The organism is Streptomyces coelicoflavus (assembly GCF_045041415.1).
Taxonomy (GTDB): Bacteria; Actinomycetota; Actinomycetes; order Streptomycetales; family Streptomycetaceae; genus Streptomyces; species Streptomyces coelicoflavus.
The window spans coordinates 6,615,980-6,635,166 of record NZ_CP108218.1 but is presented as its reverse complement, the minus strand read 5'-3'; the positions used below and the strand labels follow the sequence as shown (position 1 = coordinate 6,635,166).

Below are 19,187 nucleotides of genomic sequence, written 5' to 3'. Positions count from 1 at the left end.
ACTCCCCCCAATCCCCATCACCGCAAGGGAACCACCGTGACCAGACTCAGCGTCGAGATGCTGGCAGCGGACCCCGTCGAGCCGATCACCTCGGCGGGCCACGCCCAGCTGGGCATCGCCGTGCTCCTGGGCATCGCCGTCATCGTCCTGCTCATCACCAAGTTCAAGCTGCATGCCTTCCTGTCGCTGACCATCGGGTCGCTGGCGCTCGGCGCCTTCGCCGGGGCTCCGCTGGACAAGGTCATCACCAGCTTCACCTCCGGGCTCGGCTCCACCGTCGCGGGCGTCGGCGTCCTGATCGCCCTCGGTGCGATCCTCGGCAAGATGCTCGCCGACTCCGGCGGCGCCGACCAGATCGTGGACACCATCCTCGCCAGGGCAACGCGCCGTTCGATGCCGTGGATGATGGTGCTGATCGCCTCGGTCATCGGACTGCCGCTGTTCTTCGAGGTCGGCATCGTGCTGCTGATCCCGGTCGTCCTGATGGTCGCCAAGCGCGGCAACTACTCCCTGATGCGGATCGGCATCCCGGCGCTCGCCGGTCTGTCCGTGATGCACGGTCTGGTCCCGCCGCACCCCGGCCCGCTGGTCGCCATCGACGCGGTGGACGCCAACCTCGGGGTGACCCTGGCGCTGGGCGTCCTGATCGCGATCCCGACGGTGATCATCGCCGGTCCGGTGTTCTCGAAGTACGCGGCCCGCTGGGTGGACGTCCCGGCCCCCGACCGCATGATCCCGCAGCGCGCCTCCGAGCAGCTGGACAAGCGCCCCGGCTTCGGTGCCACCCTGGCCACGATCCTGCTGCCGGTCGTCCTGATGCTGCTGAAGGCGCTCGTCGACATCGTCGTCGACGACCCGGAGAACGTGGTGCAGCGCACCTTCGACGTCATCGGCAACCCGCTGATCGCCCTGCTGGTCTCCGTGATCGTCGGTATCTTCACGCTGCTGCGGCCCGCCGGGTTCGGCAAGGACCGTCTGACCGGCCTGGTCGAGAAGGGCCTCGCGCCCATCGCCGGCATCCTCCTGATCGTCGGTGCGGGCGGCGGCTTCAAGCAGACGCTGATCGACTCCGGCGTGGGCCAGATGATCCTGGAGATCTCCAAGGACTGGTCGATCCCGGCGCTGCTGCTGGCCTGGCTGATCGCGGTGGCGATCCGGCTGGCGACCGGTTCGGCGACGGTCGCGACCGTCTCGGCGGCCGGCCTGGTCGCGCCGCTGGCGGCCGACATGTCGACCACGCACGCCGCTCTGCTGGTCCTGGCCATCGGCGCCGGTTCGCTCTTCTTCAGCCACGTCAACGACGCCGGCTTCTGGCTGGTGAAGGAGTACTTCGGGCTGAACGTCGGCCAGACCATCAAGACCTGGTCCGTCATGGAGACGATCATCTCGGTGGTCGCCGGTGCCCTGGTGCTGCTGTTGTCCCTGGTCATATAGCCGCACCAGGCATCAAGTACCAGCGAGCAGGAACGGGAGTACGACGATGACGGCTCACCCCCTCTTCGACATCGGCGGGCGCACCGCCCTGGTGACCGGCTCCAGCCGGGGCATCGGGCTGGCGCTGGCCCGGGGCCTCGCGGAGGCCGGGTGCCGGGTGGTCCTCAACGGACGCGACGGCGACCGCCTCGCCGAGGCCGCCGCCGGACTTCCCGGCGAGGTCCGCACGGCGGTGTTCGACGTGACCGACGGACCGTCCGTGGCCGCCGGGATCGCGGAGGTCGAGGAGCGGGTGGGTCCGCTCGACATCCTGGTCAACAACGCCGGGATGCAGTTGCGGGCTCCGCTGCTGGAGTTCGCGGACGCGGACTGGCACCGCGTCCTGGACACCAATCTCACCAGCGCCTTCCTGGTGGGCCGGGAGGCCGCGCGCCGGATGACGGAACGCGGCCACGGCAAGATCGTGAACATCTGCTCGCTGCAGAGCGAGGTGGTCCGCCCCGGCATCGCGCCCTACGCCGCCACCAAGGGCGCGCTGAAGATGCTCACCAAGGGCATGTGCGCCGACTGGGGTCCCTACGGCGTCCAGGTCAACGGGCTCGGTCCGGGCTACATCGAGACGGAGCTGACCCGGCCGCTCGTCGAGGACGAGAAGTTCAGCGCGTGGGTGCGCGGGCGCACCCCGGCGGGCCGCTGGGGCCGTACGGAGGACCTGGTGGGCGGGCTGCTGTTCCTCGCCTCGCCCGCGGCGGACTTCGTCGGCGGACAGATCCTGTACGTCGACGGCGGAATGACGAGCGTCCTGTGAGCGCGCGGGAGGCTTCCGTGCCGGGCTGTGTGATCCACGGCGCGGGTGATCTGCGGGTGGAGGACGTGCCCTCCCCCGTGCCCGGTCCGGGCGAGGCGCTGGTCGCGGTCCGCTACGGCGGTGTCTGCGGCTCCGACCTGCACTACTGGCGGCACGGCGGCGTCGGCGACTTCCGCCTGCGGGAGCCGATGCTGCTCGGGCACGAGGTGGTCGGGACGGTCCTGGCGTACGGCTCCCCGGACGCCGCGGGTCCGGTGGGTCCGGCGCGTCCGGCGGCCGGTACGTCCGTCGCCGTGCACCCGGCGACCCCGTGCGGGGTGTGTCCGGAGTGCGTGGACGGACGGCGCAACGTCTGCCGGGACACCCGTTACCTGGGCAGCGCGGCCCGCTTCCCGCACGTCCAGGGCGGATTCGCGGCGCGGATCGTCGTCCCCGCCGAGCAGGTGCGCGCCCTCCCGGCCGGACTGGACCCGCGCCGGGGCGCGCTCGCCGAGCCCCTGTCCGTCGCCCTGCACGCCGTGCGCCGGGCCGGGGACCTGACGGGCCGGCACGTGCTGGTCACCGGCGCCGGGCCGATCGGGTGCCTGGTGGTCGCGGCGACGAAGGCGGCGGGCGCGGCACGCGTGACGGTGACGGACCTGCTGCCCGCGGCTCTGGAGTACGCGCGGGCGGCCGGTGCCGACACCCTCGTACGGGCCGACGATCCGGACGACTCCGGCTGGCCGGGGGAGGTGGACACCGCCGTCGAGGCCTCCGGGGTGGCCGCGGGCCTCGACACCTGTCTGCGGCTGGTGCGGCGCGGCGGTGTGGTCGTCCAGCTCGGCATGCTGCCGCCGGGGCAGAGCCCCTTCCCCGGGAACCTGGTGGTGAGCCGGGAGATCGAGCTGCGCGGGGCGTTCCGCTTCGACGGCGAGTTCGACGACGCGCTGCGCCTGCTCGCGGCCGAGCCCGCGTTCGACGCGCTGGTCAGCGCGGTGGTGCCGGTGCGGGAGGCGGCGTCGGCGTTCGAGCTGGCCGCGGACCGGAGCCGGTCCTGCAAGGTGCTGCTGGACTTCGGCGCGGGCTCGGCCGGCTGAGTACGGACGTGCCCCGCGTGCTTCGGGCCCCGGTCGGCCGAGCCGCCGGGGCCCGAAGCATGCGCGGCAGTGGCCCTCCCCCGGTCAGGAGGAGGCGGCCTTGTCCAGTTGGAACGCCTCGTTGCCCTGGCCGATGCGGGCGTGCCGCTCGGGGGCGCGGGAGCGCAGGATCAGGCCCTGCACCACGCCGGCGACCGCGGCGAGGCCGATGATGCCGGGCAGCACCCAGCTGAGGGCGGAGCCGGGTCCCGCTCCGACGAGCACGTCGAAGTCCTTGACCGTGTAGCCGGCGATCACGAGCAGGGCGAGGCCGGCGACGGTGGAGGTGACCAGGCGTACGCCCTGGGCCCCGGCGGCGCCGCGCCGGACGAAGAAGGCCACGACGGAGAACGAGGCGGCGGCCATCAGCACGATCACGCCGAGGGCCCCGATGTTGCCGCCCCAGGTGAACAGGTGCAGTACCGGCTGGGTCGGGTCGCCGTTCGGCTTGTCGTCGGCGATCGCGAAGCCGATGACGACGACCGCGGACACGGCGGTCTGGAGCAGGGAGCCGGTGCCGGGCGCGCCGCTGGTGCCGCTGGTCCGTCCGAAGGCGGCGGGCAGCAGGCCCTCGCGGCCCATGGCGAAGGCGTACCGGGCGACGACGTTGTGGAAGCTGAGCAGGGCGGCGAACATGCCGGTGACGAACAGGACGTGCAGGACGTCGGTGAAGGTGCCGCCGAGCCGTGACTCGGTCAGGAAGAACAGCAGTCCGGCGCTCTGCTCCTGCGCGGTGCCGACGATCTTGTCGGGTCCGGTGGCCACGGTCAGGGCCCAGCTGCTGAGCGCGAAGAAGACGGCGACCCCTGCGACCGCCAGGAACATGACACGCGGGACCAGTACGTGCGGCCGGCTGGTCTCCTCGGCGTACACCGGTGCCTGCTCGAAGCCGAGGAAGGCGGCGATGCAGAAGCAGAGCGCGGTGCCGACCCCGGCGCCGGTCAGGGTGTCCGGGTTGAAGGCGTGCAGTGACAGGCCCTGTGCGCCCGGGTCGGCGACGGCGGCGATGTCGAACACCACCACGAGGACGACCTCGATGAGCAGCAGGACGCCCAGCACGCGCGCGTTGACGTCGATCTTCAGCCAGCCCAGCGCGCCGACCGCGAGGACCGCCAGCAGGGCCGGGATCCACCAGGCCACGTCGAGGTCGGCGTAGGTGGACAGCAGGCCGGAGACCTCGAAGCCGAAGATGCCGTAGATGCCGACCTGGAGGGCGTTGTAGGCGACCAGCGCGACCAGGGCGGCGCCCGCGCCGGCGGTACCGCCCAGGCCGCGGGAGATGTACGCGTAGAAGGCGCCCGCGTTGTGGACGTGCCGGCTCATCTCGGCGTATCCGACGCTGAACAGGATCAGCACCACGCCGAGCACCACGAAGAGCAGGGGCTGTCCGACGATGCCCATGACCGCGAAGGTGGTGGGCATGACGCCCGCGACCACCATCAGCGGGGCGGTGGCGGCGAGCACGGACAGGAGCAGTCCTCCCGTGCCCAGCCGGTCGGCGCGCAGGGCGCGCTCCTCGCCCTTGAAGGTGCTGATGGCGCCACCGCTCGCGGATCTGCTCGTGCTCGAACTGCCCGTGGTCATCGCAGGACGTCCCTCTCTCGTGTGGCTTTCGTGTGGGGTGGTGCGCGTCGGGTCTTCCGGGCGGTCAGGCCGTGCCGAGCGCGCCCGCGCGGGCGGCCCGGAAGGCGGCGAACGGGTCGCGGTCCGGGTACGACCACGGGGCCGGCGTGGCGTGCTCGCCGATGCGGTGGAACAGCGCGGCGGCCTCGGCGCCGCGGCCCTCGCAGGACTTGGCGTGGGCGAGGAAGTTGAGGTCGATCAGCCGGCGCGGGTGGCCGTCCTGCTCCCATTCCAGCCACCAGTCGAAGGCCGCCTTCATCACCAGCCGGGCGCGCCGGCCGACCCAGTGGCCCGAGGCGGCCGGGTCGGGCGACTCGTGTCCGGCGGCGGCCAGCACCCGGTAGCGCTCGGCGTGCGCGACGACCGGGAGGATGGCCAGCGGGGAGTCGGCGGGGGCCTGCTCGGCGGCCCAGTTGGCGAAGTCGTACACCTCGTGCAGCGGGTCGGGGCCGCCGTCGCCTCCGCGCTCGGCGAGCCGGGCCACCATCAGGTGGTGGGCGTGGTGGTGGTCGGCGTACCGTCCGCGCACCTCGTCGAAGACGCGTACGGCGTCCTCGTCGGCGCCCAGGGAGCGTTCCAGCACGAGCAGCCCGAGCCAGGGCGTGGGGTCGTCCGGCACCAGGGCGGCGGCGTCCCGGCACGCCTCGCGGACCCGCGCGGGCTTCTCCTTGCCCCGCAGGGCGCGGTGGACCAGGGCGAAGGCGAGCAGCACCGACGCGTCGGCGGAGCCGGGGTCGGCGAGCAGCCACTCGCGGGCCCAGGGCGCGCAGTGGGGTTCCCGGGCCAGGACGGACACCCGGTGCCCCCGGCGGTCCCAGTCGTCACCCGTGTGGACCAGCAGGGACCGGACGGACTGCCAGCGCCCCTGGGCCAACGCGGCACGGGCGGCGACGAGTTCGGCGTCGTCCAGGGCCTCGTCGAAGGTCTGGGCCGCGCGTTTGCGGCCGCGGCCGAGGGGAGGCGGGGGTGGGGACACCGCGGGAAACTTCCTCACGCGACGCGGTAGGTCGTCGTAGACGGACTGCCATGACCGGATTGCCATGAACTGATCACGCACAGCAAACCGGCAGCCAAGGCTTGACGTCAAGAGGAACCGGGCCGTTACACGCGTCAACTCGCGTGACGCCAGGGGAACTTGTGCCGATCGGCGGTCGCCGCCCGCGTCCCGGACGCCCGTCGCCGGCCCGTGCCCCCGAATGCGCCGCTCGCCCGGCACCCGGCGGCGACCCGCACTAGAGTCGGCCGCGACGCCCCCGTGACCCGACTGACGATCGAGGTACGCAGCGTGTCGGTTCTGGTTCTCGTTCTCGCCGTGTGCGCCGCGTGCTGCCTGGGTTTCGGTTTCGTCCTCCAGCAGAACGCGGCCGAGCGTGCCCCGCTGGGCGACTTCCTCTCGCCCCGGCTCCTGCTCGACCTCGTGCGGGTGCCGCGCTGGCTGGCCGGCATGGGGCTGATGGTGGCCGGTCTGGTCCTCGGCGCGATCGCGCTGGGCGGCGGTGAACTCACCCTGGTGGAACCCCTCCTGGCGACGAACCTCCTCTTCGCCCTCGCACTGTCCCGCGTGCAGACCCGGCAGCCGCTGGGCCGCCAGGGCTGGGCCGGCCTCGCCCTGCTCGCGGGCGGGGTGAGCGCGTTCATCGTCGCGGGCGAGCCACGCGGGGGAAGCGCGGTGACCGACCCGGTACGGCACTGGCTGATCGTCGGCGTGATGCTGGGCCTGGCGCTCCTGCTCACGCTGTGCGCCGGCCGCCTGCGGCTGACCTGGGGTCCGGCGCTGCTGGCCCTGGCCGCCGGCCTGGTGTACGGGGTGCAGGACGCGTTGACCCGGGTCAGCGGCCGGCGCTTCTCGGCGGGCGGCCTGTCGGAACTGCTGACGGGCTGGCAGCCGTACGCCGTCGTGGTGCTCGGCATCACCGGTCTGGTCCTGGTCCAGAGCGCCTTCGAGACGGCACCCCTGCGCAGGTCGCTGCCCGCGCTGACGGCGGCCCAGCCGCTGGCGGGCATCGTCTGCGGGGTCGGTTTCCTCGGCGACCGGCTGCACACCGACGCCGGCGCCCTCGCGTGGGAGGCGGCCGGTCTCGCGGCGATCGTGGTGGGCATCGTCCTGCTGGGACTGCATCCGGCGCTGCCGCAGGGCACGGGGACGGGTGAGAGCGGGCGCGAACGGGCGCTGGAGCGGAGCTGAGGCCCGCGGCGTCCGCTGTTTGGATGGGGGGATGAGTTCTGCTGACGAGATTCTCGACGTCGTCGACGAGGACGACCGCGTCGTCGGACGGGCCCGGCGGGGCGACGTGTACGCCCGGAGGCTGCGGCACCGGTGCGTGTTCGTGTGGGCCCGGGACCCCGAGGGGCGGGTGTTCGTCCATCGCCGTACGGCTTCGAAGCTGGTGTTTCCCGCGCTGTACGACATGTTCGTCGGCGGGGTGGTCGGCGCGGGCGAGTCCTACGACGACGCGGCGCTGCGGGAGGCGGAGGAGGAGCTCGGGGTGAGCGGGCTACCGCGGCCGGAGTTCCTGTTCAGGTTCCTGTACGACGACGGGGGTGGGCGGACGTGGTGGTCGGCGGTGTACGAGGTGCGGGTGGCGGGGGCGGTTTCTCCTCAGGTGGAGGAGGTGGACTGGTACGCGTTCCTCTCCGAGGGGGAGCTGGAGGGGCGGGTCGGGGAGGGGGTGTGGGAGTTCGTGCCGGACGGGGTGGCGGCGTATGCGCGGCTGCGGGCCTGGCGGGGTGTGCACTGAACTGTGAGCCGGCGTCGCGGTGGGCGCGGGGGGAGGGTGCGCGGCCCGGCGTTGCGGGGTGCCGCCTGCGCCCACCCGTGCCGCCCCAGCGGCACGACTGCCCGCGGCTCGGGCCGGATAGGGTCCCTGGGTGAGTGAATTTGTGCGGAGTGTTCGGTTGTGGTTTGCGCCTGAGGAGGTGCGGCGGGAAGGGGGGACGCCCGACTATCGGTTCTCGCTGGCCAACGAGCGTACGTTCCTGGCCTGGCTGCGGACCGCCCTCGCGCTGATCGGCGGCGGATTCGCGGTGGATCAGTTCCTGCCCGACCTGCGGTGGGGCTGGCGGGTCGGGCTCGCGCTCGCGCTGCTCGCCGCCGGCGTGGTGTGCTCGCTGCGGGCCGTGAACCACTGGGCGCGCTGCGAACGCGCCATGCGCCGGGGCGAGGACCTGCCCGTCTCTCGTTTCCCGGCACTGCTCAGCCTGGTCGTGGCGGTGGTCGCCGTCGTGATGGTCGTCGTGGTCCTCGTCGGCTGGGAGGGCTGAGCGTGCCCGGCGCCGACGCGGCGCCCGCGGACCGCGATCCCGGGCTCCAGCCGGAGCGCACCCGGCTCGCCTGGCGCCGCACCACCCTGTCCGGCACGGTCGTCGCCGTACTCGCCGTGAAGGCGGCGCTGCACGGCGGTGCGACGACCGTCCCGGTGCTGGCCGCCGCCCTGTGCTGTGCCCTCTGGCTCGCCTTCGTCCGTATCGCGCACGGCCGTATCCGCGCCCTGGCCGCGGCGAGCAGACCCCCGGCGATCACCCCGCCGCGCGCCACCGCCGCCACCCTGTGCATCCTCGCCCTCGCCGTCTGCGGGGCGCTCCTCGTCCTCTGAGGAACGGCGCCGGACCGCCCGTAACGCCGATCACGTTCCGCCCGCCCACTGGACGACATACCGACCGGTCGGCATCATATGTCGGGTACTGTTCGCCTGCCCCCAGGGAGAGCCGATGAGCCCCGACCACCCGCCCGGACTCGATCTCGACCGGTTGCGCGTCCTGCTCGACCGCGAGCGGCCCGGCCTGGTGACCGGCCCGCTGTCCGGCCGGCTGATCGAGGGCGGACGGTCGAACCTCACCTACGCCGTCTCGGACGGCACCGCCCGCTGGGTGGTACGACGCCCTCCGCTCGGCCACGTCCTGGCCACCGCGCACGACATGCGGCGCGAGCACCGCGTCATCAGCGCGCTGCACCCGACGGACGTGCCGGTGCCGCGCCCGGTGCTGCTGTGCGAGGACGAGGAGGTGCTGGGTGCGCCCTTCTACGTGATGGAGTTCGTGGACGGCACCCCGTACCGCACCGCCGAGCAGCTCGCACCCCTCGGGCCCGAGCGCACCCGCGCCGCCGTGCTGGACCTCGTCGACACACTGGTCCACCTGCACGCGGTGGACCCCGCCCGGGTGGGCCTCGCGGACTTCGGCCGCCCCGAGGGCTTCCTGGACCGCCAGCTGCGCCGCTGGGCCAAGCAGCTCGACGCCTCCCGCAACCGCGACCTGGCCGGCATCGACGAGCTGCACGCCACGCTCGGCCGGGAACTGCCGCGCTCCCCCGCACCGACCGTCGTGCACGGCGACTACCGCCTCGACAACGTCCTCATCGGTGACGAGAACGGCGAGGACGGCGGGAACGGCGACGAGAACGGCGCACGAAGCAGGATCAGGGCGATCCTCGACTGGGAGATGTCCACGCTCGGCGACCCGCTGACCGACCTCGGCCTGCTGGTGATGTACAGCAGCCCGCTCGGCATGCCCGACTCCCCCGTCTCCACCACCGCCCAGGCCCCCGGCCACCCCGCCCCCGCCGAACTGATCGAGCGGTACGCCGCCCGCTCGGGACGCGACGTCACCACGGTCGCCTGGTACACGGCGTTCGCGTGGTTCAAGCTCGCCGTGATCCTCGAGGGCATCCACTACCGCTACACGCTGGGCCAGACGGTCGGCCGCGGCTTCGACCGCATCGGCGACCTCGTCCCCGTCTTCATCGAGCACGGCCTGACCACCCTCCAGAAGGGCTGACCCGCCATGGACTTCGCCTACGACGCACGCACCGAGGAACTCCGCGCCCGGCTGCTCGCCTTCATGGACGAGTACGTCTACCCGGCCGAACAGACCGCCCACGACCAGCGCGCCCGGCTGGCCTCCCCGTGGGACACCCCGCAGGTCGTGGAGGACCTCAAGGCCGAGGCACGCCGCCAGGGCCTGTGGAACCTCTTCCTCCCCGACGCCGAGCACGGCGCCGGCCTCACCAACCTCCAGTACGCCCCGCTCGCCGAGATCACCGGCCGCAGCCCGCAGCTGGCGCCGACCGCGACGAACTGCGCGGCGCCGGACACCGGGAACATGGAGGTGCTGGCCCAGTTCGCCGACGAGGCGCAGCGGAAGCAGTGGCTGGAGCCGCTGCTCGCGGGTGAGATCCGCTCGGCGTTCGCGATGACCGAGCCGGACGTGGCCTCCTCGGACGCCACGAACATCACCACGCACATCGAGCGCGAGGGCGACGAGTACGTCGTCACGGGACGCAAGTGGTACATCTCCGGGGCGATGAACCCGGACTGCAAGATCTTCATCGTGATGGGCAAGACCGACCCGGACGGCGCGGACATCCGCCGCCAGCAGTCGATGGTGCTGGTCCCGCGCGACACGCCCGGGGTGACGGTGAACCGCGCCATGCAGGTCTTCGGCTACGAGGACCACTACCACGGCGGCCACGCCGAGGTGACCTTCGACCACGCGCGCGTGCCGGTGTCGAACCTGATCGGCGAGGAGGGCGGCGGCTTCGCCATCGCCCAGGCGCGGCTCGGTCCCGGCCGCATCCACCACTGCATGCGGCTGATCGGCATGGCCGAGCGGGCGATCGAGCTGATGTGCCGCCGCGCGGTGTCCCGCGAGGCCTTCGGCAAGGCGCTGGCCCAGCAGGGCGTGGTCCACAACTGGATCGCGGACGCCCGGGTCACCGTGGAGCAGTTGCGGCTGCTGGTGCTGAAGACCGCCTGGCTGATGGACACCGTCGGCAACCGGGGCGCGCACACCGAGATCCAGGCCATCAAGATCGCCACGCCCCGCGCGGTGGTCGACATCGTCGACCGGGCGATCCAGCTGCACGGCGCGGGCGGCGTGAGCCAGGACTTCCCGCTGGCCGAGCTGTACGCGGGTGCGCGGACGCTGATGATCGCCGACGGCCCGGACGAGGTGCACCAGCGTTCGCTGGCCCGCCGGGAGATCAAGAAGTACCTCTGAGCGGGGCGGCGCCCCCGGGACTCCCCGGGGGCCGTCGCCTCACGCGCGTGTCACGGGCGCAGTGCGCGCAGCAGCAGGTCGGCGAGGTGGTCGGCGACCTCCTGCGGGCTGAGCGGGCCGTCGGGGCGGTACCAGGTGGACAGGTGGTGGATGGACCCGAAGTGGTAGTCCACCACCAGGTCGGCCGGGGTCTCCTTGGTGAAGACGCCGGTCCGCTGGCCCTCCTCGATCAGCGCGCGGAAGCGTTCGTGGTAGCGCCGGCGCTCCGCGCGCACCTGCTTGTTCTTCTCCGGGCTGAGCTGGTGCATGGAGCGGAAGAAGATCGACGCGTCGTCGAGGTTGTCGATGGTGGTGACGACGACGTCGGCCGCCGCGTCCCGTACCCGCTTCTCGACCGGCTCGTCGGCGTCCGCGAAGGCGTCCAGGCGTTCCTGCTGGAGGCGCAGCACGCGCGCGTACACCTCGTGCAGGAGGTCGTCCTTGGAGCCGAAGTAGTGGTAGAGCGCGCCCTTGGTGACGCCTGCCGCCTCGACGATCTCCTGCACCGAGGTGCGGTCGTAGCCCTGCTCGGCGAAGAGCCGGGTGGCGGCGGCCAGGAGCCGCTGCGGCACCGGAGTGCCGTCCCCGTCCGTGGTCCTGGGCACTGCCGTCACCTGCCTTTCCGTTTCACTGTCCGTTCACTGTCGTGTCCTGCTGCGTACGGGAACGCCGTTCCCGACGGAGGATCTTCCCACTTTCCGGCTCCGGCACGTCGGGCAGGGCGGCCCGGCGCGGGCGGGCGCCGGGCGGGCTCGGGCCGGGCGGTCAGCCGGCCGTCGATTCCTCCCACTGCCGCTGGAGCCGGTTCATGCCGTGCATCCAGCGGTCGGGGTCGGCGGCCCGCGCCTGGTAGTACGCGGCGACCTCGGGGTGCGGCAGGACGAGGAAGCGGTCCTCCTCGATGCCCTTGAACAGGGCGTCCGCGACGTCCTGCGGTTCGATGGCGGTGGGTTGGAGCACCAGGTCGCCGGCGCCGCCGGTGGCGGCCAGCATGTCGGTGCGCACGCCCTGCGGGCAGATGGCGTGGACCTTGATCCCGCGGTGGCGGTACGTCAGGGACAGCCACTCGGCGAAGGCGTACGCGCCGTGCTTGGTGACGCTGTAGGGGGCGGCGCCGATCATGGTGAGCAGTCCGGCGGCCGACACGGTGGAGACGAAGCGGCCGCTGCCGCGCTCCAGCCAGTCGGGGAGCAGTTCGTGGGCCGCGCGGACGTGGGCCATGACGTTGACGTCCCAGGCGAGCGCCCAGACGGACTCCTCCGCGGCCTCCGAGCCGCCGGAGCCGACGCCCGCGTTGGCGCAGTACACGTCGACCGTGCCGCCCAGCGCGTCACGGGCCTCGGAGACGATCACGGAGGCGTCGCCGGGGACCGCTGTGCCGCCGATCTCGTCGGCGACGGCCTTCGCCCGGTCGGCGTCCAGGTCGTTGACGACGACCCTGGCTCCCTCTGCGGCGAAGCGGCGGGCCAGTGCGGCCCCGATGCCGCCTCCCGCCCCGGTGACGACGACTCCGGCATCCTGCACGGCTTCCACCATCGGTCTCCTTCGACACGCGACACGGCTCGGGCACTGCTCGCTCCCCGTTGCAGCGTCAGACTAACCAGTCGGTATGTACGACGGAAGAGGCGAACCGCGGTCTACTCCATTCCCTGCGGCCCGGCCGCGGGTTAGCGTGCGTGCGCATGACACCCGCTGCGATCACGGAGGTCACCGCATGACGCTGTCCAGACGGAATCTGCTCGCCACGACGGCCGCGGTGGCGGCCGGCACCACCGCCGCCGCCGCATCGGCGGGCTCGGCACACGCGGCGCCCGCGGGGCACGGGGGCCGCCGGCTGCGCACCGGATTCGAGCGCCTCGCCGACGGCGGCTACGCCCCGCTCGACGGGCAGAAGGTCGGCATCGTCACCAACCCGACCGGCATCACCCGCGACGTGCGCCACATCGTCGACGTCATGCACGCCGACGACCGCGTGAACCTGACCGCCGTCTTCGGACCCGAGCACGGCTTCCGGGGCACGGCGCAGGCGGGCGGCTCCGAGGGCCGCTACGACGACCCCGCGACGGGGCTGCCGGTCTACGACACGTACCTGAAGAGCGGGCAGCCCCTCGCCGACGTGTTCACGGCGTCCGGCGTGGACACCGTCGTCTTCGACATCCAGGACGTGGGCGCGCGCTTCTACACGTACATCTGGACCCTGTTCGACTGCATGGAGGCGGCCTCGCTCGCCGGGAAGCGGTTCGTGGTCCTGGACCGGCCGAACCCGGTGACCGGGCGGGCGGCCCTCGGTCCGATCCTGCACAAGGAGTTCGCCACCTTCGTCGGCCGGCAGCCGATCGCACAGGCGCACGGCATGACGGTCGCCGAGCTGGCGCTGCTGTTCAACGGCGAGTTCCTCCAGTCGCCGGTGCCGCTGGAGACGGTGACGATGACGGGCTGGAAGCGCGACGAGTTCTACGACGTCTCCGGGCTGCCCTGGGTGCCGCCGAGCCCGAACATGCCGACGCCGGAGTGCGCACTGGTGTACTCGGGGACCTGCCTGTTCGAGGGCACGAACCTCTCCGAGGGGCGTGGCACGACCCGCCCGTTCGAACTGCTGGGCGCGGAGGGCGTCGACGGGGGCTGGGCCGCCGCCGCGAACGAGGCCGGGCTGCCGGGTGTGCGGTTCAGGGAGGCGTACTTCGCGCCCACCTTCTCCAAGTTCGCGGGCAGGACCGTGGGCGGTGTGCAGCTCCACGTGCACGACCGGGCCGCGTTCGACCCGGTGCGCACCGGCATCGCCCTCCTGGTGACCGCCAGGCGGACCTGGGAGGGCTTCGCCTGGCGGTCGGACAACTGGATCGACAAGCTCACCGGGTCCACGCAGGTGCGCACGATGATCGACGCGGGCGCGGACACCGACGAGGTGGTGCACGGCTGGGTGCGGGAACTGGCGGCGTTCCGCAGGACGCGCCGCCAGTACCTGCTCTACAGGTGACCGCCGTGCCGGCCGGTCACCGGTGGGAGGTGAACTCCACGACCTGCTGGTAGGTCGGCCGGTTCTGCCAGCCGATGCCGCCGTGCTTGATGCCGCCGAGGGTGCGGTGGATCACCGAGTCGGCGCACCACTGGTCCCCCGCCGAGCAGCTGTCGTCGCCGGGATAGACCTGGGCGGCCGTGCGGCCCGCCGCCTCCTTCAGGGTCGAGACCAGGGTGTCCCGGCAGGCGGCGAGGTCGCCGTCGCCGCAGTAGGTGTGCGCGAGCGGGCCCTTGACGGACTCGCCGAGCACGGCCCGGATGTCCTTGTCGACATAGCTCCACCAGCCGTACTGGAAGGCGCTGCCGGCGTGCGCGCCGGTCGGGCCGTGGGCGGCGGACGGGGACTCGTCGACGGGCAGGTTGCGGGTGAAGGCGGTGTAGAGGTCGGTGCCGAGGCCGGGCTCGAACTCGGCCTTCACCAGCAGCGGCCACCAGGCGTCCAGGGTGCGGATCGCGTCGGCGTGGGCGTACTTCCTGGACCCCGCCGAGGTCTCCGTGCGCAGGCCGCCGCCCTCCGACAGCCACGCCTTGAGCCCGTCCACGGCCGACTTCGCCGCCGGATCGGTCACCGGCGCGGACTCGACCACCTTCAGCAGGTCGGGCAGGACGTCCTCGGCGCGCAGGTCGGCGAGGGCGGCCTCGGCCATGGCCTTGACCAGCGCGGTGCGGGTGACGCCGCCGTCGGCGACCAGCTTCTTCACCCGGTCGTCGAGGAGGTTGCCGCGGTGGACGGAGCCGTTGCCCCAAGAGGCGGCCGGGTAGTCCTTGGCCTGCTTGTTGTTCCAGGAGACGTAGTAGTCCTGGTCGACCGACTGCGGGTGGGCGGACGCGCCGGTGTACCGGGCGGTGTTGTCGGCCGGGTCCCAGCCCCGCCACTCGTACGCCGGCCGGGCCCAGACCGGGAACTCGGCGTCGACACCGTCCGCGCGCACCGGGTTGTCGCCGCTGTTGTAGTACGCGGTGTGCTCGGAGTCGGCGTAGAACCAGTTGAAGGTGTAGTTGATGTGCTGGACGGCTTCCTGGAAGCGCTCCGGGCTGTTGAGGTAGTCCGGGTCGTTCAGCATCTGGAAGCCGATGATGGAGTCGGCCTCGTGGAGGTAGGAGGAGCGCAGGGTGGTGTAGGCGACCTTCTTGCCGTCGACCGTGGCGCGGGACTCGACGGGGCCGTACTTGGTGCGCCAGACGCGCATCGTGTAGGAGCCGGCCGCGGTGGAGTCGGCGACGGTCGGCTTCCAGGCGTTGTGCCGCTCGACCTTCTCCATGGGCGTGCAGGTGCCGCGGTAGAGGTAGTGGTAGTCGTCCTGGCACAGCTCGACCGCGTACGTGTCGATGATGTCCTGGCCGGAGGTGGTCGCGCTCCACGCGTAGTCCTGGCCGCGGCCGAGTTCGACGTACATGCTCAGGCCCGCGAAGGAGGCGCCGCGGGCGCTGATGCCGGGGCCCTGGATCTCCTGGAGCATGAGCAGTTGCGGGGCGAAGTAGCCGGTCTGGGGCCCGAAGACGGCGACCGGGTGGCCGCTCGCGGTGTGCTCGCCGCTGACGACGAGGGCGTTGGACATGCCGCGCCGCGCCGAGGACACGGCCGCGTCCGCCGCCTTCGTGGAGGCACCGGTCGCGCTCGCCGCACCCGCGCTGCCCGTACGGTCGTACACCAGCGGTTCCGCCTCGACCGAGCCGGCGTCGGGCAGGGCGCGGCCCTGCGGGTCGTCCGGGGTGGGCAGGTACGGGAAGCTGCCGTCCTGCTGGGTGAGGACGGCCTCGGGGTCGTTGCGCTGGCGGAAAGACTCCCAGACCTCGGTGCCCTCGGCGACGCCGTACTTCTCCTGGGCGGCGAGGAGGGAGAGCGCGTTGGTGACCTCGCCGCCGCCTCCGGCGCCGAAGAGGGAGCCGATGACGGAGGCCAGGGCGATCAGGTCGGACCGCTTGAAGTGCTCGATGGTGCCGGCGTTGGTGATGGCGTCCTTGTGTCCGGTCAGGACGTACTCGCCGGGGAAGTAGCGGCCCTTGTCGGAGGCGTCGATGTAGGCGTTGACACCGGCGACGTAGGCGTCCACGTCGGCCAGGGCCAGCTCGCCGCGCTCACCGGCCTTGGCGGCGGCGCTCTCGATCTGCGCCTCCAGGTCGGCCTCGGTGTAGGGGGCGCTGCGCCAGAACTGCTGCTCCAGGCCCTGGTTGGAGGGGGCGCCGCCGGCGAAGGGGGTCAACTGGCCGCGTCCGACGTGCCGGAAGAGGTCCATCAGCCAGAGCCGGTCCTGTGCGGCCGCGTAGCCCGCGCCGAACTCGGTGCCGTAGCGGGTGGTGCCGGTGATGTGCGGCACGCCGGTCTTCTTGTCGCGGACGATGGTCACGTCGTCGCGCCCGGCAGGGCGGACGGTGGAGGCGGCCTGGCCGTCCGGGACGCCGAAGGAGGCGTCGTTGAAGAAGTCGTTGATCTTGTCGTTGCTGAGGCCCTGGTACCCGGTGGCGAGGTTCGCGTAGGGGCCGAGCTGGTCCTCGGCGTGCGCGGGCTGGGTGCCGAACGCCTGGTTGAGGAGGATCTGGGCGAGGGTGGCGTTGCCGTTCTGGCCGGGCGGCAGGATGTCGGAACACTGGCCGCCGCAGTGGTCGTTGGCGGCTGCTTTGACGTCCGTGACCTCGGCGGATCCGCTCCCGGCGGCCATCGCCGGGGAAAGCGGTGACAAAAGTCCGGCAATGAGGGCGCATACGGATGCGGTCTTCAGGAACCCGTGGAAGCCGCGGGGAGTTCTCAGTCTGTCGAGGGCGTTGCGTGGGGTGCGCCGTGGCATGGCAGCTCCTCCCGACGGGGGTGTGGCGGGACGTTACCGCCGGTATCCCCGAGTGGGAAGATGAACATGCGTCACTTTTTGAAGCGGGTGGATCGGCTTATGGGGGGCATCGGAAATCGGATGGAGCCGAATCGGTTGTCGATACGTCTATTCGGCGACGTCCGTACGACGACGCCGAAGTGAGCCGAGTACAGGTGCAGGTGTGACGGAGGTGCAGGGCGATGGCCGGTTTCCGAAGTCTGGCGAGACAGGTCCGCGATCCACGGTGCGACCTGGCGCTGCGGCGCTATTCGCTGCGCAAGTGCCTTGAGCGTTTTGCCCCTTATGGGCACAGGGCGACCTGGGACCATCTCTGCTCCCGGGCCGGGTTCGGTCCCGAGGACCGCTCCCCCGACCCAGCGCGGCTCGTGGCCGCACTGGAGGAGCTGGAGGAGGCGCGTTCGGTGTGGCTGGCCTACGAGGTCGAGTTCGCCGAGCGGCGCAGGAAGGAGAAGCACGACGGGCTGCGCAGGCCCGGCAGCACGGACGACTGGCACCGGCTGACCTGGGGCGGTTTCGGGGTGGCCTGGTGCGACGACCCCCGGGTCCACCCCGACGGGCCGCTGGCGGAGGTGCTGCGCCGGCTGATCGCGGCGCTGGAGCGTGAACCGGGCTCCGTGTGCCCGGTGTGCCACGGGGAGCGCCTCGTGTGGAAGTACGACCTGGACCACGAGCCCTCGACGGGCCCCGTCTGCACGGACTGCGGCATCCTCGTGCCGCGGCCCGTCCTCACTCCGGACGCGCGGGCGGACGCCCGGCGGGGCCGGTTGCTGATGTCGGCGTGACCGGCCGCCGGGGGTGCGCCGGCGATGCCGCACCCCCGGTGGCCGGTACGGCGCGGAGTCGGGCGGGCGTTGTCGGTGGTGCCCGGCACCATGGGGGAATGGTGCAGTTGTGTGTGAACGGGGCGCGGGGCGGTGCCGACGGCGCCGCGGTGCCGCTGTCGCCGGAGGCGATCGCCGGCTCGGTGGCCGACGCGGTCGCCGCCGGGGCCACGGACGTCCACGTCCGCCCGAAGACACCGTGCGGGCGGGACACGTTGTCGCCGCGCGTCCTCGCCGCGACGCTGGCGGCGGTCCGGGCCCGGGTACCGGCGCGGGTGCCGGTCGGCGTGACGACGGGCGCCTGGGCCGAGCCGGATCCGGCGGAGCGGGTGGCGCGGATCCGGAGTTGGACGGTGCTGCCCGACCACGCGTCGGTCAACTGGCACGAACCGGGCGCCGAGGAGACGGCCGCCGCGCTGATCGAGCGCGGGGTGGCGGTGGAGGCGGGCATCTGGTCCGGCACGGACGGGGCGGCCCGCTTCCTGGACTCACCGCTCGGGCCGAAGGTGCTGCGGGTCCTGGCGGAGGTCACGGACACCGACCCGGCGACCGCCCGGGACTCGGCGCGCGCCCTGCTCACCGCCCTCGGCGCCGCGCACGGCCACCCCGTCCTGCTCCACGGCGAGGACGGCGGGGCGTGGCCGGTACTGCGGCTGGCCGGCCGGCTGGGCCTGGCGACCCGGACCGGCCTGGAGGACACCCTGTTCCTGCCGGACGGCGGCCGGGCCGCCTCGAACGCCGAACTGGTCGTCGCGGGGACGAGGGAGTGGGCCTCGGCACGACGCGGCGACGGCTGACGGGCGGCCGGGCCGGGTCCACCGCGCGGGCACCGGACCGAGTTCCCCGCGCGGGCACCGGACCGAGTGCACCCCGCGGTCACCGGACCGGGTGCACCCCGCCGTCACCGGACCGAGTTCACTGTGCCGGCACCGGGCCGGGTTCACCGCGCCGTCAGTCGCCGCAGCACGGCACCTCCGGCTCCTGTGCGCGGCTCGGCCGCCGGCCGCCCCCGGTGGCGGAGGCCCGTCGCTCCACGAGCAGGCGCGAGCCGGCACGGCGTTCGCCGAAGGCGTCGTCGGGGTTGGACAGGACACAGGTCTCCAGGGACAGGCAGCCGCAGCCGATGCAGTCGGTGAGGTGGTCGCGCAGCCGGTTGAGCTGTTTGATCCGCTCGTCCAGTTCGGAGCGCCAGGACCGGGAGAGCCGGGCCCAGTCCTCCTCGGTGGGGGTGCGTCCCTCCGGCAGCTCCGCGAGCGCCTCGCGGATCGTGGCCAGCGGGATGCCGACCCGCTGGGCGGCGCGGACGAAGGCGACCCGGCGCAGCGCGTCACGGCTGTAGCGGCGCTGGTTGCCCGAGGTCCGGCGGCTGTGGATCAGGCCCTTGGACTCGTAGAAGTGCAGGGCGGAGACGGCGGCGCCGCTGCGTGCGGCGAGCTGGCCGACCGTGAGCTCTTGGATCTTCTCTGGAATCTGCGGCACCCCTCGAACCCTACCGACCTCGGCCACC

Annotated in this window: 18 protein-coding genes; 12 read left to right on the top strand and 6 right to left on the bottom strand. The window is 72.7% G+C overall.

Translation table 11 applies throughout. From position 1 onward, the window contains the following. Positions 1-36: 36 nt before the first annotated feature. From OHA99_RS29755 to OHA99_RS29745, 3 genes are read left to right on the top strand one after another with little or no spacing between them, the layout of a single operon-like run. Positions 37-1,434 (top strand): GntP family permease, encoded by a 1,398-nt coding sequence (locus OHA99_RS29755; RefSeq protein WP_108989203.1) that lies wholly within the window; start codon positions 37-39, stop codon positions 1,432-1,434. 46 nt (positions 1,435-1,480) lie between these two features. Then, positions 1,481-2,242 (top strand): SDR family oxidoreductase, encoded by a 762-nt coding sequence (locus OHA99_RS29750; protein WP_153180620.1) that lies wholly within the window; start codon positions 1,481-1,483, stop codon positions 2,240-2,242. A 17-nt stretch (positions 2,243-2,259) separates the two neighbouring features. Beyond that, the gene (locus tag OHA99_RS29745; RefSeq protein WP_366473251.1) at positions 2,260-3,318 is read left to right on the top strand and encodes an L-idonate 5-dehydrogenase; all 1,059 of its coding nucleotides are present in this window, start codon (positions 2,260-2,262) and stop codon (positions 3,316-3,318) included. An 84-nt stretch (positions 3,319-3,402) separates the two neighbouring features. On the opposite strand, the gene OHA99_RS29740 is transcribed toward OHA99_RS29745, so the two are convergent. Continuing rightward, positions 3,403-4,941 carry an APC family permease gene (locus OHA99_RS29740; RefSeq protein ID WP_366473226.1) on the bottom strand — a complete coding sequence of 513 codons (1,539 nt, stop codon included), beginning with the start codon at positions 4,939-4,941 and terminating at the stop codon, positions 3,403-3,405. A 64-nt stretch (positions 4,942-5,005) separates the two neighbouring features. Beyond that, positions 5,006-5,956: a hypothetical protein gene (locus OHA99_RS29735; protein WP_366473227.1), complete on the bottom strand. Its 951-nt coding sequence runs from the start codon at positions 5,954-5,956 to the stop codon at positions 5,006-5,008. A gap of 309 nt (positions 5,957-6,265) precedes the next feature. Here OHA99_RS29735 and OHA99_RS29730 point away from each other — a divergent pair, with 309 nt between their 5' ends. The 6 genes from OHA99_RS29730 (at position 6,266) to OHA99_RS29705 (ending at position 10,974) form a co-directional block, all read left to right on the top strand. Then, positions 6,266-7,165, top strand: a complete 900-nt coding sequence (locus OHA99_RS29730; RefSeq protein WP_153180616.1) for a DMT family transporter — start codon at positions 6,266-6,268, stop codon at positions 7,163-7,165. A 31-nt stretch (positions 7,166-7,196) separates the two neighbouring features. Beyond that, on the top strand, positions 7,197-7,718 hold the full coding sequence (locus tag OHA99_RS29725; RefSeq protein WP_405698382.1) for an NUDIX domain-containing protein: 522 nt from the start codon (positions 7,197-7,199) through the stop codon (positions 7,716-7,718). A 130-nt stretch (positions 7,719-7,848) separates the two neighbouring features. Continuing rightward, positions 7,849-8,241 carry a YidH family protein gene (locus tag OHA99_RS29720; protein WP_153180614.1) on the top strand — a complete coding sequence of 131 codons (393 nt, stop codon included), beginning with the start codon at positions 7,849-7,851 and terminating at the stop codon, positions 8,239-8,241. A 2-nt stretch (positions 8,242-8,243) separates the two neighbouring features. After that, positions 8,244-8,573, top strand: coding sequence for a DUF202 domain-containing protein (locus tag OHA99_RS29715; RefSeq protein ID WP_282881087.1), 330 nt, complete (start codon positions 8,244-8,246; stop codon positions 8,571-8,573). Positions 8,574-8,688: 115 nt separating this feature from the next. Then, positions 8,689-9,753, top strand: a complete 1,065-nt coding sequence (locus OHA99_RS29710) for a phosphotransferase family protein (protein ID WP_153180613.1) — start codon at positions 8,689-8,691, stop codon at positions 9,751-9,753. A 6-nt stretch (positions 9,754-9,759) separates the two neighbouring features. Then, positions 9,760-10,974: an acyl-CoA dehydrogenase family protein gene (locus tag OHA99_RS29705; protein WP_153180612.1), complete on the top strand. Its 1,215-nt coding sequence runs from the start codon at positions 9,760-9,762 to the stop codon at positions 10,972-10,974. Positions 10,975-11,024: 50 nt separating this feature from the next. On the opposite strand, the gene OHA99_RS29700 is transcribed toward OHA99_RS29705, so the two are convergent. Together OHA99_RS29700 and OHA99_RS29695 are read right to left on the bottom strand one after the other, a co-directional pair. Continuing rightward, positions 11,025-11,618 carry a TetR/AcrR family transcriptional regulator gene (locus OHA99_RS29700; protein ID WP_007388278.1) on the bottom strand — a complete coding sequence of 198 codons (594 nt, stop codon included), beginning with the start codon at positions 11,616-11,618 and terminating at the stop codon, positions 11,025-11,027. Positions 11,619-11,778: 160 nt separating this feature from the next. Further along, complete coding sequence (locus OHA99_RS29695; protein ID WP_007388279.1) at positions 11,779-12,549, bottom strand: SDR family oxidoreductase; 771 nt, start codon at positions 12,547-12,549, stop codon at positions 11,779-11,781. Positions 12,550-12,727: 178 nt separating this feature from the next. Here OHA99_RS29695 and OHA99_RS29690 point away from each other — a divergent pair, with 178 nt between their 5' ends. Continuing rightward, complete coding sequence (locus tag OHA99_RS29690; protein WP_405698381.1) at positions 12,728-13,990, top strand: exo-beta-N-acetylmuramidase NamZ domain-containing protein; 1,263 nt, start codon at positions 12,728-12,730, stop codon at positions 13,988-13,990. A gap of 16 nt (positions 13,991-14,006) precedes the next feature. Here the strand turns inward: OHA99_RS29690 and OHA99_RS29685 are convergent, their stop codons facing one another. Continuing rightward, positions 14,007-16,817, bottom strand: a complete 2,811-nt coding sequence (locus OHA99_RS29685; RefSeq protein WP_405698380.1) for a penicillin acylase family protein — start codon at positions 16,815-16,817, stop codon at positions 14,007-14,009. Positions 16,818-17,038: 221 nt separating this feature from the next. Between OHA99_RS29685 and OHA99_RS29680 the strand changes: the two genes are divergently transcribed. Then, the gene (locus tag OHA99_RS29680; protein ID WP_153180609.1) at positions 17,039-17,641 is read left to right on the top strand and encodes a hypothetical protein; all 603 of its coding nucleotides are present in this window, start codon (positions 17,039-17,041) and stop codon (positions 17,639-17,641) included. 98 nt (positions 17,642-17,739) lie between these two features. After that, a complete protein-coding gene (locus OHA99_RS29675; protein ID WP_405698379.1) occupies positions 17,740-18,477 on the top strand; it encodes a 3-keto-5-aminohexanoate cleavage protein in 738 nt (245 codons plus the stop codon). Positions 18,478-18,631: 154 nt separating this feature from the next. On the opposite strand, the gene soxR is transcribed toward OHA99_RS29675, so the two are convergent. Continuing rightward, entirely contained in the window at positions 18,632-19,159 is a 528-nt protein-coding gene (soxR, locus tag OHA99_RS29670) for a redox-sensitive transcriptional activator SoxR (RefSeq protein ID WP_153180608.1), read from the bottom strand. Positions 19,160-19,187: the final 28 nt, after the last annotated feature.

Bases quoted from the DNA above. Each gene is read 5' to 3' on its own strand.
- OHA99_RS29675 (WP_405698379.1), top strand. From the start codon at position 17,740: ATGGTGCAGTTGTGTGTGAACGGGGCGCGGGGCGGTGCCGACGGCGCC.
- OHA99_RS29680 (WP_153180609.1), top strand. From the start codon at position 17,039: ATGGCCGGTTTCCGAAGTCTGGCGAGACAGGTCCGCGATCCACGGTGC.
- OHA99_RS29705 (WP_153180612.1), top strand. From the start codon at position 9,760: ATGGACTTCGCCTACGACGCACGCACCGAGGAACTCCGCGCCCGGCTG.
- OHA99_RS29695 (WP_007388279.1), bottom strand. From the start codon at position 12,549: ATGGTGGAAGCCGTGCAGGATGCCGGAGTCGTCGTCACCGGGGCGGGA.
- OHA99_RS29740 (WP_366473226.1), bottom strand. From the start codon at position 4,941: ATGACCACGGGCAGTTCGAGCACGAGCAGATCCGCGAGCGGTGGCGCC.
- OHA99_RS29725 (WP_405698382.1), top strand. From the start codon at position 7,197: ATGAGTTCTGCTGACGAGATTCTCGACGTCGTCGACGAGGACGACCGC.
- OHA99_RS29750 (WP_153180620.1), top strand. From the start codon at position 1,481: ATGACGGCTCACCCCCTCTTCGACATCGGCGGGCGCACCGCCCTGGTG.
- OHA99_RS29690 (WP_405698381.1), top strand. From the start codon at position 12,728: ATGACGCTGTCCAGACGGAATCTGCTCGCCACGACGGCCGCGGTGGCG.
- OHA99_RS29710 (WP_153180613.1), top strand. From the start codon at position 8,689: ATGAGCCCCGACCACCCGCCCGGACTCGATCTCGACCGGTTGCGCGTC.
- OHA99_RS29685 (WP_405698380.1), bottom strand. From the start codon at position 16,817: ATGCCACGGCGCACCCCACGCAACGCCCTCGACAGACTGAGAACTCCC.